Below are 16,233 nucleotides of genomic sequence, written 5' to 3'. Positions count from 1 at the left end.
AGCAAATTTTTTCGAAGACCCCTTCCCAAAGATGATTTAGGTCGCTATGATTGCCGGCTCGCAGCAACGCGGGGCCATAGCTCAGCTGGGAGAGCGCCTGCATGGCATGCAGGAGGTCGGCGGTTCGATCCCGCCTGGCTCCACCACTTCAGACATTAGGCCGTCTGGATTGGGCAACGAGGTTTTGATACGCGTCCCCATCGTCTAGAGGCCTAGGACACCACCCTTTCACGGTGGACACCGGGGTTCGAATCCCCGTGGGGACGCCAATCATCCAAAGCCCCGGCACTGCCGGGGCTTTTTTTATCCACGCCTCTCAAGAATCCTGCTTGCGCGTTGCAGCTGTCGCGCAGAGCACACGCATCGAATGCATGGCGTGTCGGTAAGCCCGATCGCAGGCAACTGCGGCCGGGCATGCAAGCCACCTGCGCAGACAGCAGGATTCGTTACGCCTGTCCGTCATCCAGCGCCTTGCGACCTTCATGCGTCAGGTCGATATCGCCATCCTCGGCCTGAGCGGCATACCCGGCGCGCACCGCCCAATTGGCCTCTTCATCCGTCACGGGTTGGGTATCGTGGATGTTGCGCAGAATGCGCAATTGCTGGGAAGCATCGAAGTCCATGGTGAGCACCGGCCTGAAGGGAGAGCTTCAAGGTACGCACCGGCCGTGATGGTTGCGTGCCTGCAGCGTCATCCGACACGCACGCGATCTCGACGATTCAATGCCGTTGCCGCGTTCGCACGCGCGCACTCGACCCACGCGTTGGCCGCACCTGCTGCGTCACCTGCGCGCACACGCCAGTGCCCTTGCGCGATCCAGCGCACGAGAGCGGTGGATCGCATCGCGCACCGATGCCACCTGGCAACACCGACACATCTGCGCAGGTTGCGCGGTGCGCGCCGGAGACTACGCGACCGTCATGTCCGCGGTGTCGATAAGCGCTCGATCAGGTGCACCACTGCAGCCGTGCACAAGGTTCGCCCGCATGACGCTGGATCCATCCGTGGGCACCGCATCCTCGCCCGTGCATGCACAAGAGCGCTGCGAGCAGCTTACTAGACTGCTGCGCGGCCGCCAGGCGGTCGCTCGCTACGCCTTGTCGGCCGACCTGAAGCAAAAAGCCCCTCCGGTATTGCCGGAAGGGCTTTGCTGTTACTGCAGTATCTGGTGCCGAAGGTGGGACTCGAACCCACACGCTTTTAAGGGCGGCGGATTTTGAGTCCGCTGCGTCTACCGATTCCGCCACTTCGGCGTGGCCGCGCAGTATAGCGGCTCGCGAATAAAACGAACAGTGTTGCCGCGCGCCTGACGAATTCAGGTGCGAGCGGCGTCGGCAGCGCTGCGGCTGAGTAGGCTCGATATACTGGCCGACTTGGTGAAGGAGTAAGCAATGTCGGTGTTGCGTGGAGTTCGGGTGCTCGTGGTCGAAAACGATGACATGAATGCCATGTTGCTCGAATTGCAGCTCTCCCACATCGGTGCGGCGGTGGTGGGCCCGGTCGGGCAAGTCCAGGATGCCCTGCAGTTGATCCAGGCCGATGCGCCGGATATCGCGGTGCTGGACTATCGCCTCGGCAATGGGGAGACCAGCGAACCGGTAGCCCGCCTGCTGGCCGAGCGCGGCATCCCGTTCGTACTGGCCACGGGCGTGGCCACCGGCAGCATCCCCGCCGGCTTCGAACGCGGCGTGATCCTGACCAAACCTTACCTGTCCGACGAACTGGTCAATGCGCTGTCGCGCGCGCGGCAGTTGAGCGGCGCCGACAGTTGAGTTGGCGGGCCGCGGCCCGGCTGCCTTTCCGGCGGGAAGGCAGCTGCGTTTGCCAGCGGACGCGTTGTCACTAGAATCAGACATCGAAAAGCCACGGGCGGAATGCTGGATGGATATTGCCGTGTCGCCGTTTGCCGGCCTGTTACCGGAAACGAGCGAAACTGCAAGCTTGCTGCTGGCATCTCCCTGCGCCGCAGATCCGCTGTTGCGCGGCAGTGTCGCCTTGCGCACCACGCTGTCGGTCTGCCTGCACGCACGCCATCCGATGCTGCTGACCTGGGGCAATCACGCCTGCTGCATCTACAACGATGCCTGCATTGTGCACTTGGGGGCGCGCCATCCGGTTGCGTTCGGCCAGCCGCTTGCCGAGCTGACAATCGGCGACCTGCCGGGCGACGCATCCGGGGGCCTGCAGCTGTCGACATGGTCGAGCAGCCCGGTGCTGGAGAACGGTCAGCAGGTGGGCACGCTGTATGTGGCCGCCGGATCTGCGGCCGGCATCGATCCGCCCTGCCCCACCATCGCGGCACCCGCCGCATCATCGGCACTCGACCAATCGCCAGCGTTCATGGCGGTGCTGCGTGGGCCGGACTACGTCATCGAAAGCGTCAACCAACGCTTCCACGACCTGGTCGGCGAGCGGCCGTTACTGGGCCGCGCGCTGCTGGATGCCATGCCAGAAATCGCCGACCAGGGCTACCTCGGCCTGCTCGACGAGGTGCGTCGCAGCGGGCGGCCTTTCATCGGCGAGTCGATGACGGCCTATCTGCAGCGCTCGCCCGGCAGCGCGCTGGATGAAACCTTCGTCGACTTCCTCTATCAACCGATGCGCGACAGCGATGGCCGGATCGATGCGATCCTGGTGCACGGCTTCGATGTCACCGCGCAGCGGCGCAGCGAGAGCCGCGACAGCTTCCTGCTGATGCTCGAAGACGCCTTGCAGAATGTCTCCGACCCGCGCCAGATCATCGATACCAGCGTGCGCCTGTTGGGCGAGCATCTGCAGGCCAACCGCTGCGCCTTCGGGCTGGCGGCCGCCGACGGCAGCACCATGCATGTCATCAGCGACCATGTGCAGGACATGCCCAGCCTGCAGGGCGACTTTCCGCTGGAAGCGGCGCAAGGCCTGCGCGATGCGCTGCTGGACAATCGCCCGTGGTTCACCACCGATGCCAAGGCACCTGGCGCGCCGGACTACGTGGCCGAGCAGTATCGTCGCTCGGGCCTGCGCGCGTCGCTGGCGATTCCGTTGCACAAGCATGGCCGTCTGGTGGCGGCCATCGGCGTGCACCAGCGCGCCCCACGACGTTGGCTGTCCACCGAAATCGAGCTGGTCCGGCTGGTAGCGGCGCGCTGTTGGGAGTCGATGCAACGGGCAAAGGCGCAACAGCAGTTGGCGGCCAACGAAGCGCGCCTGCGGCGCCTGGCCGACACGCTGCCGCAGATCATCTTCATTGCCGGACCCGATGGCCGGCCGCACTATTTCAACCAGCGCTGGTACGAGTACACCGGCCTGGATCCGGCCGACAACCAGGAGGCGGCCTGGCATCGGGCCCACACCAGTGCGGGCTTGCAGCTGTCGGGCGAGACCTGGACCACGGCGTTGCAGCGTGAGCAGGCGTACGAGATGGAATGCGAGTTGCTGCGTCACGATGGCCAGGCGCGCTGGCATCTGACCCGCGCATTGCCGGTACGTGGCGAGGATGGCTGCATTGCCGAGTGGATCGGCACCTATACCGACATCCATGATCGCCGCATGTTCGAGCAGCAACTGCGCGAGAGCGAAATCCGCTTCCGCGCGCTATGCGAGACGGTGCCGGCAATGATCTGGATGGCCGATGCGCAAGGCGCGTGCGTGTACTGGAACCCGCGCTGGTACCACTTCACCGGCCAGGGCGAGGACCAGGCGCTGGACCAGGGCTGGTGGGACGTGATGCACCCGGACGACGCCGGGCGCGTACGGCTGGCCTTCGAACAGGCGCTGGAACGGCGTGGCGAATTCCTGGCCGAATACCGCGTGCGCCGCCACGACGGCCAGTACCGCTGGTGCATCGACACCGCCTCGCCGCATTTTTCCAGCGATGGGCGCTTTCTCGGGCATATCGGCTCGCTCACCGATATCTCCGAACGCAAGCACATCGAAGATGCCACCGCCTCCGACCGCGCGATCCTGAGCCTGATCACCACCGGCGCGCCGCTGCCGGTGGTGCTGGACGCGATTGCGCTGAGCGTGGAAGCGCGCGGCGAGATTCCCCTGTACTGCTCGGTGATGGTGCTGGATGAGATTCGCCACACCCTGAGCTTCGGGTCGGCACCGCATTTTCCGCTGGAGTACCACGGCCAGTTCGAACCGGTGCCGATCGCATCGGACGGCCCGCCCTGCGCACGCGCCGCGCACATCGGGCGGCAAATCATCTGCACCGACATCCAAGCCGAGCCGAGCTTCAGCCGCCATCATGCGGTGTCGGCGGCACTGGGCATCGTAGCGTGCTGCGTGACGCCGATCCTGGCCAGCAATGGCCAGGTACTGGGCACGCTCAACATCTATTACGACCGCACCCACCTGCCCTCGCTGCGCGAACAGGCGATGGCACGCTCCGCATCGCACCTGGCCGGGATCGTGATCGAGCGGACCCGCGTCGACGCCAAGCTCAAGCTGTCGCTGCAGGCCGAAACGGCCGCGCGCAACCAGGCCGAACATGCCAGCCGGGTCAAGGACGAATTCCTGGCCACGCTCAGCCACGAATTGCGTACGCCGCTCAATGCCATCCTGGGTTGGTCGCGGCTGATGCAGTCGCCTAGCTTCGAAGCGGACACGCTGGGCAAGGGCCTGGTGATCATCGAGCGCAGCGCGCGTGCGCAGACGCAGATCATCGACGACCTGCTGGACATGAGCGCGATCCTGTCCGGCAAGATCCGCCTGCAGGCCGAGCACTTCGACATCGCCGGCCTGGCCCGCAGCACGCTGGACCTGATGCAACCGGCCGCGCTCGCCCGCGACATCGCGCTGGAACTGGATGCGCCCATCGATAGCGAGCTGTGGTTCTTTGGCGATGCCGGACGTCTGCAGCAGGTGCTCACTAACCTGCTCAGCAATGCACTCAAGTTCACTGCCCCGGGCGGCACTGTGCGAGTGGGCCTGGATGTGGAAGATGGGCGCCTGCGACTGTGCGTGCAGGACACCGGCATCGGCATCGCGCCGGAGTTTCTGCCGCATGTCTTCGACCGGTTCCGGCAGGCCGATGCCGGCACCACGCGCCGCGTCGGCGGCCTTGGGCTGGGCTTGTCGATCTCGCGCCAGCTGGTGGACCTGCATGGCGGCAGCCTGGGCGCATCCAGCGCCGGCGAGGGCCGGGGGGCGCTGTTCACCATCGTGCTGCCGTTCCAGCATGGTGTCAGCGGACTGCGCCCGCCATCGGCCGACACGACCCAGGTGGGCCCACTCCCGCCCGACTGCCATGGGCGCCTGGACCGCGTACGCGTGTTGTTGGTAGACGACGACCAGGATTCGCGCGAGGCGGTGATGCAGTTCCTGATACTGGCCGGTGCGCAGGTACAGGCCGCCGGCTCGGTGGAGGCGGCCGAGCAGTGCCTGGTCGAGGCTCCCTTCGACGTGCTGGTCAGCGACATCGCGATGCCGGTGCGCGATGGCTACGATCTGATCCGCACCGTGCGGGCCGGTGGCGGCGAACTGCCGCGGCATATCCCGGCAATCGCCCTGACGGCCTACGTGCGCGAGGAAGACCGCGACCGCGCGGTGGTGGCTGGCTTCGATGCGCACATGGGCAAACCGGTAGAGCCGCCCGGCCTGGTCGATCTGATCGAACGCCTGGTGGTGCCGACGCGCGCGGTGCATGGAGCGGCGTGAAATCGCCCGGCAGCGGCCGATACGACAGGAGCGGGAAGAATGCTAACGACCAGCTCGCACATGCAGAATTTCCTGCAGAAGCGAACGGTCTGACATCCCGGCACGCGTCAATTGCAGCCGGATTGGATTCCAGGCCGCGTCCGCACGATTGGATTCGGGGCGTGGCGTCGCTTGTTGGATGCAGTCAAAAGCTCAGGTCATCGAGGGCGCGGCGCCCTCACCGCTTGCGGGACACGCCGTGAATCCGTCCATGGAAGCTCGATGGTGGCATCCATGCCGCCAACGGTCCCGCAAGCGGTAAGGGCACCGCGCCAGCACGTTTGCTGGTGGTTTTATCGAAAGCCATGCGCATCGACCGACTTGACCGATCCTTGCCCGCTTACCGTCGCGGAACCTTGGGCGGCATGGATGCCGCATCAGCGCCTGCAAGGACGTACTTGCGCCGTGTCCGGCGAGGGTGGCGGGCAAGAGCCCTGCAGTCACGTTGCACATCAGCCGCTCTGCAACTGATCCACAACGTTGCTACCCAACCACTTCAAGCCAGTCGCCACGCAAGGCAGTAATGACTCAGGTGCGCTTGGCGCGGGCGAATGCGGCGGCCAGCGCGTTATCGGCCGGGGGAGCGGTGGTGCGCGGCTTGCTGTTGCCCTGCGCCGGTCCACGCCCACCACCACCGTCGCGACGGCCCTGCCCCGGCCCGCCATTGCCACGCGCATCGCGCGAGGTGCCATCGGCCGCTGGTGGCGTGTCGGACAGGCGCCGGGTCAAGGCGATGCGCTTGCGCGCCACATCCACTTCCAGCACCTTGACCTTGACGATGTCGCCGGCCTTGACCACATCGCGCGGATCCTTGACGAAGGTGTCCGACAGCGCGGAGATGTGCACCAGGCCATCCTGATGCACGCCGATATCGACGAACGCGCCGAACGCGGCAACGTTGCTGACCACGCCTTCCAGAATCATGCCCGGCTTGAGGTGCTTGATGTCCTCGATGCCCTCGGCGAACTGCGCAGCCTTGAATTCCGGGCGCGGGTCGCGGCCGGGCTTTTCCAGCTCCTTGAGGATGTCGCGCACGGTCGGCACACCGAACTGTTCGTCGGTGAACAGCTCCGGCTTGAGTCCGCGCAGGAAGCTGCCATCTCCCAGCAAGGCCTTGATCGGCTTGCCGGTGCTGGCGACGATGCGCTCGACCACCGGATACGCTTCCGGGTGCACCGCCGAGACATCCAGCGGCTCCTCGCCATCGGCGATGCGCAGGAAGCCGGCGCATTGTTCGAAGGTCTTGTCGCCCAGGCGTGGCACCTTGAGCAGGTCCTTGCGGCGTTTGAACGGGCCGTTGTCGTCGCGATGGCGCACGATGTTTTCGGCCACCGTGCTGGACAGCCCGGACACGCGCGACAGCAGCGCCGCCGAGGCGGTATTGACGTACACGCCCACTGCGTTGACGCAGTCTTCCACGCGCGCATCCAGTGCCTTGGCCAGGCGGTACTGGTCCACGTCGTGCTGGTACTGGCCCACCCCGATCGCCTTGGGTTCGATCTTGACCAGTTCGGCCAGCGGGTCCTGCAGGCGCCGCGCGATCGACACCGCGCCGCGCAGCGACACATCGAGATTGGGGAATTCCTTGGCGGCGAATTCGGACGCCGAATACACCGATGCGCCCGCTTCGCTGACCACGATCTTCTGCAGCTTGGCGCCCTCGCACAATGCGATCGCCTCGCCAGCCAGCTTGTCGGTCTCGCGGCTGGCAGTGCCGTTGCCGATCGCGATCAGCTCCACGTTGTGCTGCATGCACAGCTTTTTGATGGTCTGCAACGATTGGTCCCACTGCCGCTTGGGCTCATGCGGGTAGATCGTCTCGGTGGCCACCAGCTTGCCGGTGGCATCGACCACGGCAATCTTGCAGCCGGTGCGGATGCCCGGGTCCAGGCCCAGCACCACGCGCGGTCCGGCCGGTGCGGCCAGCATCAGGTCCTTGAGGTTGTCACCGAACACCGCGATCGCTTCGGCTTCGGCCTTTTCGCGCGCCTGGTTGAACAGGTCCAGCAGCAGGTGCATGTGCAGCTTGGCGCGCCAAGTCAGCCGGCAGGCGTCCAGCAACCAGCGATCGGCCGGGCGGCCGTCGTTGGAAATGCCGGCATTGCGCGCCACCCGGCCTTCGGCGTACTGGTGCCCCGCCTCGGCGTCGGTGCCCGGGTCCAGGTCCAGATGCAGGAATTCTTCGCGCCGCGCGCGGAACAAGGCCAGCAGGCGGTGCGAGGGAATCTTCGCCAGCGATTCGGCATGGTCGAAGTAATCGCGGTACTTGGCACCGGCCTCTTCCTTGCCCTCGGCCACGCGCGCGCGGATGACGCCGTTGTCGTTCAACCAGCTGCGCAGCTCGCCAACCAGTGCGGCATCTTCGCCCCAGCGCTCCATCAGGATGGCGCGGGCACCTTCCAGCGCGGCCTTGATGTCGGCCACGCCCTTCTCGGCGTCGATGAAGGCTGCCGCAGCCACCTCGGGTGCCTGGGTCGGGTCGGCCAGCAACCCGTCGGCCAACGGTTCCAGCCCGGCCTCGCGTGCGATCTGCGCGCGGGTGCGGCGCTTGGGCTTGTAGGGCAGATAGAGGTCTTCCAGCCGCGACTTGGTGTCGGCGGCGGCGATCTCGTTGCGCAGTTCGTCGCTGAGCTTGCCCTGTTCGGCGATGCTGGACAGGATGGCGGCGCGGCGGTCTTCCAGCTCGCGCAGGTAGGTCAGGCGCGTTTCCAGGTTACGCAGCTGCGTATCGTCCAGGCCGCCGGTGACTTCCTTGCGGTAGCGGGCGATGAAGGGAACGCTGGCGCCTTCGTCCAGCAGGGCGATGGCGGCACGCGCCTGGGCGGGTTGGGCACCGATCTCATCGGCGATGGTGCGAGCGATCTGCTGGGCAAGCTGGCTATCGTGCATGACGGCGCGGGGTGAACCGCTTCACTGAAAAAATGCATTTTCGCAGTGCGCGCCCGCCACGGAAACCCGTTGACAGCGCCGTGGTAAACCAGTGCCGCCGCGCTCAGCTGGCGCGGTGCGCGTAATGGCTGGCGGCGCGTTCGACCAGGATGCTCTCGTGCAGCGATTCCAGCGCCATCACCCGCACCTTGCCCATGTCTTTCAGGGGCACCATGCGCTCCACGTACACCTCCGGGCCGGCATCGGTCATTGCACGCGACTTGCTGAACCCGTAAGGCACCACGCCCTTGTCGCCATCTTTGCTGCCACCGACGTACAGGACAATCGACATACCACACCTTCTTTGTTGCAGTTGCTACGTTAGGGACACGAGCATACCCAGCGCGTCGTGAGGAGCTTTCCACGCACGTTAACGCCGGCTGTTTGCGGTTTGGTGACGGCGCCAATGCCGCCCTCGCCTCACTGCGGCTTCACCAGCGGTGGCTATCTCCGTTCCCTTGCCCCGTTCCCATCGCCTCACCCGACAGGCGGCGACGGCCGGCCTGGCTGAACCGCTGCAGGCGGTTCAATGCCGCACGCAAGGCCACCACGGCCACCAGCCGCGGCCATGCAAAGCGTAGGCATCGGCCGCCCGTTCCAGCGGGTTGCGCACGTGGATGCCGCCGCAGAACAGATACACCGGCAGGAACAGCGGGCCGAGCAGCATGTATTGATAGACGTGGGCGCGCTCATGGTCGCCCAACCGTACCGGCGGATGCGTGCAGCGGCCGGCCGCATGCGCGTAGGTGCTGCAGTGCAGGTCCAGCGACTGGCCCTTGAGCAGGATCACATTGCCCAGCGTCATCGCCCCACCCGGTCCCCAGGGCCAGCGATCGAAGACGATGGCCAGTTCCTGCCGCGACCAGCGCGGGCGTGCGCCAAAGCAGCTTCCGAGCGCACCGATCGCCAGACCCAGCGCGGTATTGGGCAGCGTCCACAGTGCACCCAGGGCCAGCAACGCCGCCGGCCCATGCCGCAACCGGGTCAGTCTGCCTGGTTGGGAATCAGCAGCCACAGGATCAGATAGACCAGGATGCCGGGAAACGCCGCCGAGGCGATCGATACGATGACGAACAGCACGCGCAGCAGCGTGGAACTCCAACCGAAGCGACGCGCGATACCGCCGACGACGCCGGCGATCATGCGATCGTTGATAGAACGGGACAGTGCGGTGGTGGCCATGGGCAGGTTCCTGGAAACGTGACGGCCAGTCTAGAAAGCCCGACGACAGCAGATCGTGATGGGCACCGGCGCCGCGCGCCGACCGGCGTTGCCCTTGCAGATATCAGGCGCTGTTGTCGCGCGCCTGCAGCCAGCGATGGATGGCCACCGGCACCTCGCGCTGCGCACGTCCGGAGACATAGATGCCGATATGCCCACCACGAAAACTCAGCTCGCTGTAATCCTCGCTGCCCACCAGGCCGCGCAAGGCGCGCGAGGCATCCGGCGGAACGAGGTGATCGTGTTCGGCGTAGATGTTCAGCACCGGCATGTCGACATCGTGCAGATCGACCGCCTGCCCGCCGATGCGCACCTGGCCGGTGACCAGTCCGTTGCGCTGGTAGAACAGGGTAACGAATTCGCGGAATGCCTCGCCGGCCAGGTCGGGCGAGTCGAAGATCCACTTTTCCATGCGCAGGAAATCTTCCAGCGCCTGCTTGTCGTCGAGGATGTCGAGCAGGCCGACATACTTCTGCAGGTTGAGCCGGAACGGCTTGAGCATCAGGTAGCTGGCGTTCATCAGATCCGCGGGCACGTTGCCCATGGTGTCCACGAACAGATCCACATCGACCATGCGCGCCCAGTTGGACAGCATGTTGTCGGGGGTGTGGAAATCCACCGGGGTGACCATGGTGATCAGGTTGCGCACCTTGTGCCGTTGCAACGCGGCGTAGCACAGCGAGAACGTGCCGCCCTGGCAGATGCCGAGCACGTCCACCGCGTCCACCCCGGCGTGCGCGCGCAGGTGATCCACTGCGCCGTCGATGTAGCGCAACAGATAGTCTTCCAGCGTGAGATAGCGCTCGGAGCGATCCGGGTAGCCCCAGTCCAGCACATAGACGTCCTGGCCATGGCTCAGCAAGCCCTTGACCAGCGAGCGATCGGCCTGCAGGTCGACCATGTACGGGCGATTGACCAATGCATACACGATCAGCAGCGGCGTCGTGGCCACCGGTGCCTGTTCGCCGACGAAGCGATACAGCACCACCTTGCCGTCGCGCCAGACTTCCTCGCGTTCGGTGACGCCGTAGTCGACATCCTCCACGCCGGGCAGCAGCTTGAGACCTTCGCGCAGCTTGCGTTGCAGCGACAGCGTCTCCTGCATCAGATCTTCGGCACTGAATCCCAGCGGCCCTTTCATGCGCTGGCTCCACGCTGTTTACCGGCGGCGGGTTTGCCTGTGGCTTTGCCGGCGCCAGCCCTGGAGGCCGGCTTGGCGGCCGCAGGTTTGACCGGCTTGGCGGCGGCTGCCGGCTTGCGCGCCGCAGCTGCGGCAGATGCCGCCTTGCGCGGGGTCGGCGCCGGCTTCACCGACTCGACCTCCGGTTCGTCAGGCGCTCCCGCCTTGCCCGATGCGCTGGTCGCGCTGCGCAGCATCCGCCGCACCGTCCGCTCCAGCTCAGCGATGCGGCGGTGTGCGGCATCCATTTCCGAACGTGTGGGCATGCCGAAGCGTTCGCTGAGCTGCTCCACCTCTTCCTGCAGCGCGGCGCGCAGACGCATATGCGCGTTGGCAAAACCGCCGTAGACCTCGCGGAACTGGTCCGACAGCGCGATGTCGGCGTAGGACTCTTCGGCCGCCTCGATCCACAGATCGAACAGGGCGCGTGCGCTGGTCAGCTGGCTGCCGCTGCTTTCGTGTTCGCCCAGCTTGCTGGTGAAGCGAGCGAAGGCCTGTTCGATCGCCGCCTTCAACTGCTCCGCGTAGGCTTGCGACTGGGCCTGGAACTCCTGTTGCGCGCGTGCCAGTTTCTGCAGGCGCGCCTGATGATTGCGGTTCAGCCCGAAGGCAGGCATGTCCAGCCATGGCGCGTTTTCCTCCCGCCACTTGCCCAAGGCCTGCGCCGCCTGCTGCAACCAGGGATCGAAGCCACCGGGGCTGCCGCCGCGCAGCGAGCCCAGGGTCCACTGCATCAGTTGCTCGCCCTGCCCTTGCACGGCACGCCGCCAGGCATCGGAGACCTCAGTGGCCGAGGTATCGCGCCCGGCAAACTGCGCGGCGACCTGCTGCATGGTGCCGAACCAGTTGCCGGCCTGGGTCCTGAAGCGGTCGATGGCCTCCTGCGCCTGCGGCGCGGCCTGGGTGGGCAACAGCTGCGACCACCAGTCCACCGCCTTGCGCCAGTCCTGCGGCGCATCGCCACCTGCGGGCGGAGGCGGTTGCGCAGCGGGGCCGGCCTGGCCGTGACGCATGGCCTCTCCCCAAGCCGCCCAGTACTGGCGCGCCTTGTCCTGAAAGTTGCCATTGTCCGAACCGCTGCTTGCCATCATCCACTCGCACGTGTGTCCACCCGGCCATCCTACCGCGTGTACCGGGCGTTGCCGTTCAGGGTTTGGGGATACGCAGCGTCTTGCTGATCATCAGCGAGCCGGAGACCGCAAACAGCAGCACCAGCGGGTGGAACTGCCAGGGGCCCAGCTGCCACTGCCCCCACCACAAAGTCTCGCCGATGCGGCCGGTGCTGGCGGCCACCGCCAGCAGGATCACCAGCGCCAGGCTGGTGGGAATCGGCGTGCCTTCGAAGTACGGCACCTTGTCGGCATCGCCGGCGATCTCTTCGGCGGTCACGTTGTAGCGCGCCAGTCGACTCACCCCGCAGCAGACGAAATAGCTCAGCACCAACCAGTCCCAACCGCCACGCATGCCGCAGGCATAACCGAGCGCGGCCGGCGCAACGCCGAACGAGATCACGTCTGCCAGCGAGTCCAGTTCCCGCCCCAGTGTGGACGAGGCCTTGCGCCAGCGCGCCACGTGTCCGTCCAGCGCATCGAACACGAACGCCAGCGGAATCAACGCCATGCCCAGCAGCAGGTCGCCGCGGTGGCCTTCCTGCAGGAAGCGCATCGCCGCGAAGATCGCCCCGGTGCCGCAGAAGGCGTTGGCCAGGGTGAACCAGTCCGCGAGTTGGAAATCGCGCAGCATCGAAAAATGGCGTTTCATGCGGAGCCTGAGGAAAGCGAGGCGCAAAGGGTAACGCGCGCGCGCCACGCAGGCGACCGTTGCTCCGCACTCCGCTAGGCTGGCGATCAGCGTGGCCGCTCCCGGCCGCGCACGCTCTCCCGACTTCCGAGGATACCCGATGCGCAGCATCCTGATCACTGGCGCCGGCAGCGGCATTGGCGCCGGCATCGCCACCCATCTGGCCAGCGACGGCCACCATCTGCTGGTCAGCGACATGGACCTGGCCGCCGCCGAGCGGCTCGCGCAGCAGGTGCGCCAGGCTGGCGGCTCGGCCGAGGCACTGGCGCTGGATGTGAGCGACGAAGACAGCGTCGCGCGCGCACTGGCCAGCGCATCGCACGCGCCGCAGGTGCTGGTGAACAACGCCGGCCTGCAGCAGGTCGCGGCGCTGGAAGACTTCCCGATGCAGCGCTGGGCCTTGCTGGTGGATGTGATGCTCACCGGCGCCGCACGCCTGAGCCGGGCGGTGTTGCCCGGCATGCGCGCGGCCGGCTACGGACGCATCGTCAACATCGGCAGCATCCACTCGCTGGTGGCCAGCCCCTACAAGAGCGCCTATGTCGCGGCCAAGCATGGCCTGGTCGGCTTGTCCAAGGTGATCGCGCTGGAAACCGCCGACTGCGACATCACCGTCAATACGCTATGCCCCAGTTATGTGCGCACGCCGCTGGTGGAGCGCCAGATCGCCGACCAGGCGCGCACACGCGGCATCGCCGAAGACGACGTGGTCCGCGACGTGATGCTCAAGCCGATGCCCAAGGGCGCCTTCATCGAATATGACGAGCTGGCCGGCACAGTGTCCTTCCTGATGTCGCGCGCTGCGCGCAACATCACCGGGCAATCCATCGCCATCGATGGCGGCTGGACTGCCCAATAATCGCACTGGTGAAATTTTCGCCAGCCAGATTGACAGCGTTGCAGCGCAAGGGCTGTCATGGGTTGTCCACAGACTTGCGCAGCCTCCATCCACAGGCGGTGTGGAAAACTGTGCGACGCGTCCCAGGCGCCCCCCAGCCGCTGGCCGGTGCCTCCGCGTTGACGAAGGAACACGGCGTAAGGTTCGCCGCTCGCGCGCAGCGCGCCGGCGGCCACATTTCCCTCAGACGCGCGAATAACTCCAGGACTGCATGCGCCCGTCGCGATACGGCATGACGCCATGGAACGGCCGCGGGTCGCCGTCGAATACCAGCGGCAGGAAATTGCGGTCGCCCTCCCACATCGGCACCTGATCCATCTGCGCGATGGAAACCCACTCCAGCGTGCCCTCGGGATTGGATGCCTGCGGGACACCATCGAAACTGCGGATCAGGAACACGAACCCCAGCCAATCCTCGCCCTGCTTGCCGAAGCCCGGCCAGCTGATGGTGCCGCGCAACTGCATGTCGCCGCACTCCACGCCGGCCTCTTCGCGAATCTCGCGGCGCATGCAGGCCAACACGTCCTCCTCCGGCTCCACCTTGCCGCCAAGCCCGTTGTACTTGCCCAGATGCTGATCGCCCGGGCGCGCGTTGCGGTGGATCATCAGCACCTGCGTGCCGTCCGGCGACAGCAGGTAGCCCAGGGTGGCGACGATCGGGGTATAGGGCATGGCATACGATCTGGCACGAAGCGCATCAGTATGACCGAAGCCATCGCCTGGACGCAGAAGGAATCGCTGGCCGCGATCCTGCCTCACTGCCTCGATGGGCCGGCGCTGTGGGCGGCACTCACGCGATATGCAGCCTGGCCGGTCCCGCATCACGCCGCGATGAACCGGCAGCCATTGTCGCGTTCGCCACAGCGCAAGGCGCACCGCCGTGCCAGATGTCAGCCGGCAGCAGCCTGCACACCCGGCCTTGGCGGGGCGACGTACTCCGAATCCAGCCGCAGGGTGGCCACGCCATGGCCGCGTTCGGCCAGGTATTCCAGCCACTTGCCCAAAAAGGTGTTCATGCGCATGCGGTGGCTGATCAGCTCGGCCGGCGGCGGGAACATGCCCATCACGTCCTGCCAGCGACGACCCACATAGCAATGCGTGGTTTCGGCCTGGCGGGCATCGCGGTACAGGCGCACGTAGGCCGAAGGATCCGGCTCGCCGGTGACCGGGTCGCACAGGTCGTAGGTCAGCCGCAACTCGACGGTGTAGCGGTGGCACTCGATCACGTCCAGGCGCAGGTCCAGGCCATCGCCGATCGAAGAGACATACGAACCCGGTGCCAGATCGCCCGGGGCGAACAGGCGGGTCAGATGCTGGAAGTTCTCCGCATACAGGCCCATCAGCCAGCCGAACCGGCTCAGGCGCGGAATGATGTCGAGTTTGCTCAATGTCTGGGCCATGCACCGATCCTACACGCTGCGCTGCCGCACGGGCAGCATTGACGCCGGCCCGACGACAGGCCTACCTTGGCGGAGCACTGCCCCGCCCGCTTGATGTCCCCTGGATTGCCAGCAGGCCGTCCGATCAATCGCGGCAGCATCCGAACGGCGAACGCGCCGCGTGCCTGCCCAATCCCAGATCCCGCCCTGCGAATCCCGGCTCCTCAAAACATCTCGCGCTGCAGCCCCAGGGTCGAGAGCACCTTGCTGGAGATTTCCTCGATCGAGGTATTGGTGGTACTGAGCGAGGGAATGCGCTCCATCTGGAACATGCGCTCGGCGATCGCCACCTCGCGGCGGCAGGTTTCTGCGGCGCTATAGCGGGAGTTGGCGCGACGCCCCTGGCGGATCTGCTGCAGACGTTCCGGATCGATGGTCAGGCCGAACAGCTTGCTGCGGTAGTTGCGCAGGCGCGGCGGCAACTGCTCGTTCTCCAGGTCCTCGTCGGTCAACGGATAGTTCGCGGCGCGGATACCGTAATGCAGGGCCAGATAGATGCAGGTCGGCGTCTTGCCCGCGCGCGAGACCGCTACCAGGATCACGTCGGCCTCGTCGTAGTTGAGCGCCATGCCATCGTCGTGGCTCAAGGCAAAATTCATTGCATTGATCCGGCGATGGTAGGTCTCGAAATCCACCATGCCGTGCGCACGCCCCACCCGCGAATGCCGTGGCGCATTGAGCTCGCGTTCCAGCGGCTCGATGAAGGGCGCGAACACATCCAGCATCAGCGCCCCGCTTTCGGCCAGGATCATGCTCAACTGTGGATCCACGCACGAATTGACGACTACCGGTCGCACCTGATACCGCTCGCCGGCGGCGCGCACCCGCATCGCGGCATCGCGCGCTTTTTCTGCATCATCGATGAACGACATGCGGTCGGTGACGAAGTTGAATCCGCTGAACTGCGTGAGCAGGCTATGCCCAATCGTTTCAGCGGTGATACCGGTTCCATCGGAGACGTAGAACACCGGCCGGATTGTTGACATCAAGACCACCTCTTTGAACTAGTGTCCAAAACTTACGGGTTCATGCTTGTGCAGATTCCGCTGTGCACTGCATCATAGCGGCTTCTTCCTACGGACGCGGC

The 16,233-nt window shown here is 65.9% G+C and carries 13 protein-coding genes, 3 tRNA genes and 2 pseudogenes; 6 read left to right on the top strand and 12 right to left on the bottom strand.

Annotated features, from left to right (window positions below; all coding sequences use genetic code 11):
* Positions 1–70 precede the first annotated feature (70 nt).
* Together ACCQ05_RS10320 and ACCQ05_RS10315 are read left to right on the top strand one after the other, a co-directional pair.
* A tRNA-Ala gene (locus ACCQ05_RS10320) sits at positions 71–146 on the top strand.
* A gap of 47 nt (positions 147–193) precedes the next feature.
* Positions 194–269 (top strand) — tRNA-Glu (locus ACCQ05_RS10315).
* Between the two features lie 177 nt (positions 270–446).
* On the opposite strand, the gene ACCQ05_RS10310 is transcribed toward ACCQ05_RS10315, so the two are convergent.
* Positions 447–623 (bottom strand): hypothetical protein, encoded by a 177-nt coding sequence (locus tag ACCQ05_RS10310; RefSeq protein WP_104542152.1) that lies wholly within the window; start codon positions 621–623, stop codon positions 447–449.
* Between the two features lie 544 nt (positions 624–1,167).
* Positions 1,168–1,254 (bottom strand) — tRNA-Leu (locus ACCQ05_RS10305).
* A 138-nt stretch (positions 1,255–1,392) separates the two neighbouring features.
* Between ACCQ05_RS10305 and ACCQ05_RS10300 the strand changes: the two genes are divergently transcribed.
* The 3 genes and pseudogenes from ACCQ05_RS10300 to ACCQ05_RS10290 form a co-directional block, all read left to right on the top strand.
* Positions 1,393–1,773, top strand: coding sequence for a response regulator (locus tag ACCQ05_RS10300; RefSeq protein WP_228961452.1), 381 nt, complete (start codon positions 1,393–1,395; stop codon positions 1,771–1,773).
* Between the two features lie 109 nt (positions 1,774–1,882).
* Positions 1,883–2,608: pseudogene (locus tag ACCQ05_RS10295) on the top strand (PAS domain-containing protein); the annotation flags it as partial.
* A gap of 42 nt (positions 2,609–2,650) precedes the next feature.
* Positions 2,651–5,641: pseudogene (locus ACCQ05_RS10290) on the top strand (PAS domain S-box protein); the annotation flags it as partial.
* Positions 5,642–6,208: 567 nt separating this feature from the next.
* On the opposite strand, the gene ACCQ05_RS10285 reads toward ACCQ05_RS10290, so the two are convergent.
* The 7 genes from ACCQ05_RS10285 to ACCQ05_RS10255 form a co-directional block, all read right to left on the bottom strand.
* Positions 6,209–8,569 (bottom strand): Tex family protein, encoded by a 2,361-nt coding sequence (locus ACCQ05_RS10285; RefSeq protein ID WP_228961454.1) that lies wholly within the window; start codon positions 8,567–8,569, stop codon positions 6,209–6,211.
* Positions 8,570–8,672: 103 nt separating this feature from the next.
* Complete coding sequence (locus tag ACCQ05_RS10280) at positions 8,673–8,900, bottom strand: hypothetical protein (RefSeq protein ID WP_029219973.1); 228 nt, start codon at positions 8,898–8,900, stop codon at positions 8,673–8,675.
* A 234-nt stretch (positions 8,901–9,134) separates the two neighbouring features.
* Positions 9,135–9,623, bottom strand: coding sequence for a hypothetical protein (locus tag ACCQ05_RS10275; protein ID WP_228961455.1), 489 nt, complete (start codon positions 9,621–9,623; stop codon positions 9,135–9,137).
* Entirely contained in the window at positions 9,593–9,790 is a 198-nt protein-coding gene (locus tag ACCQ05_RS10270) for a PspC domain-containing protein (RefSeq protein ID WP_228961456.1), read from the bottom strand. The genes ACCQ05_RS10275 and ACCQ05_RS10270 overlap by 31 nt, the downstream gene beginning before the upstream one ends.
* A gap of 103 nt (positions 9,791–9,893) precedes the next feature.
* On the bottom strand, positions 9,894–10,970 hold the full coding sequence (locus ACCQ05_RS10265) for a class III poly(R)-hydroxyalkanoic acid synthase subunit PhaC (RefSeq protein WP_228961457.1): 1,077 nt from the start codon (positions 10,968–10,970) through the stop codon (positions 9,894–9,896).
* Entirely contained in the window at positions 10,967–12,100 is a 1,134-nt protein-coding gene (gene phaE, locus ACCQ05_RS10260) for a class III poly(R)-hydroxyalkanoic acid synthase subunit PhaE (protein WP_372393687.1), read from the bottom strand. The genes ACCQ05_RS10265 and phaE overlap by 4 nt, the downstream gene beginning before the upstream one ends.
* A gap of 55 nt (positions 12,101–12,155) precedes the next feature.
* Positions 12,156–12,770 carry a CDP-alcohol phosphatidyltransferase family protein gene (locus tag ACCQ05_RS10255; RefSeq protein WP_167394648.1) on the bottom strand — a complete coding sequence of 205 codons (615 nt, stop codon included), beginning with the start codon at positions 12,768–12,770 and terminating at the stop codon, positions 12,156–12,158.
* A gap of 139 nt (positions 12,771–12,909) precedes the next feature.
* On the opposite strand from ACCQ05_RS10255, the gene ACCQ05_RS10250 reads away from it, so the two are divergent.
* On the top strand, positions 12,910–13,668 hold the full coding sequence (locus ACCQ05_RS10250) for a 3-hydroxybutyrate dehydrogenase (protein WP_104542142.1): 759 nt from the start codon (positions 12,910–12,912) through the stop codon (positions 13,666–13,668).
* A gap of 222 nt (positions 13,669–13,890) precedes the next feature.
* Here the strand turns inward: ACCQ05_RS10250 and ACCQ05_RS10245 are convergent, their stop codons facing one another.
* The 3 genes from ACCQ05_RS10245 to ppsR all read right to left on the bottom strand — a co-directional run bounded on the left by ACCQ05_RS10245 (position 13,891) and on the right by ppsR (position 16,132).
* Positions 13,891–14,379, bottom strand: coding sequence for an NUDIX hydrolase (locus ACCQ05_RS10245; protein WP_372393685.1), 489 nt, complete (start codon positions 14,377–14,379; stop codon positions 13,891–13,893).
* A 218-nt stretch (positions 14,380–14,597) separates the two neighbouring features.
* Complete coding sequence (locus tag ACCQ05_RS10240; RefSeq protein ID WP_228961460.1) at positions 14,598–15,107, bottom strand: DUF1249 domain-containing protein; 510 nt, start codon at positions 15,105–15,107, stop codon at positions 14,598–14,600.
* A 203-nt stretch (positions 15,108–15,310) separates the two neighbouring features.
* Positions 15,311–16,132 (bottom strand): posphoenolpyruvate synthetase regulatory kinase/phosphorylase PpsR, encoded by an 822-nt coding sequence (ppsR, locus tag ACCQ05_RS10235; protein WP_372393681.1) that lies wholly within the window; start codon positions 16,130–16,132, stop codon positions 15,311–15,313.
* Positions 16,133–16,233: the final 101 nt, after the last annotated feature.

It is taken from the genome of Xanthomonas sp. NCPPB 3582, from assembly GCF_041475735.2.
GTDB classification, from domain to species: Bacteria; Pseudomonadota; Gammaproteobacteria; order Xanthomonadales; family Xanthomonadaceae; genus Xanthomonas; species Xanthomonas codiaei.
Note: the sequence above shows the minus strand (reverse complement) of the source record. Positions and strands in the feature narration are given on the sequence as shown.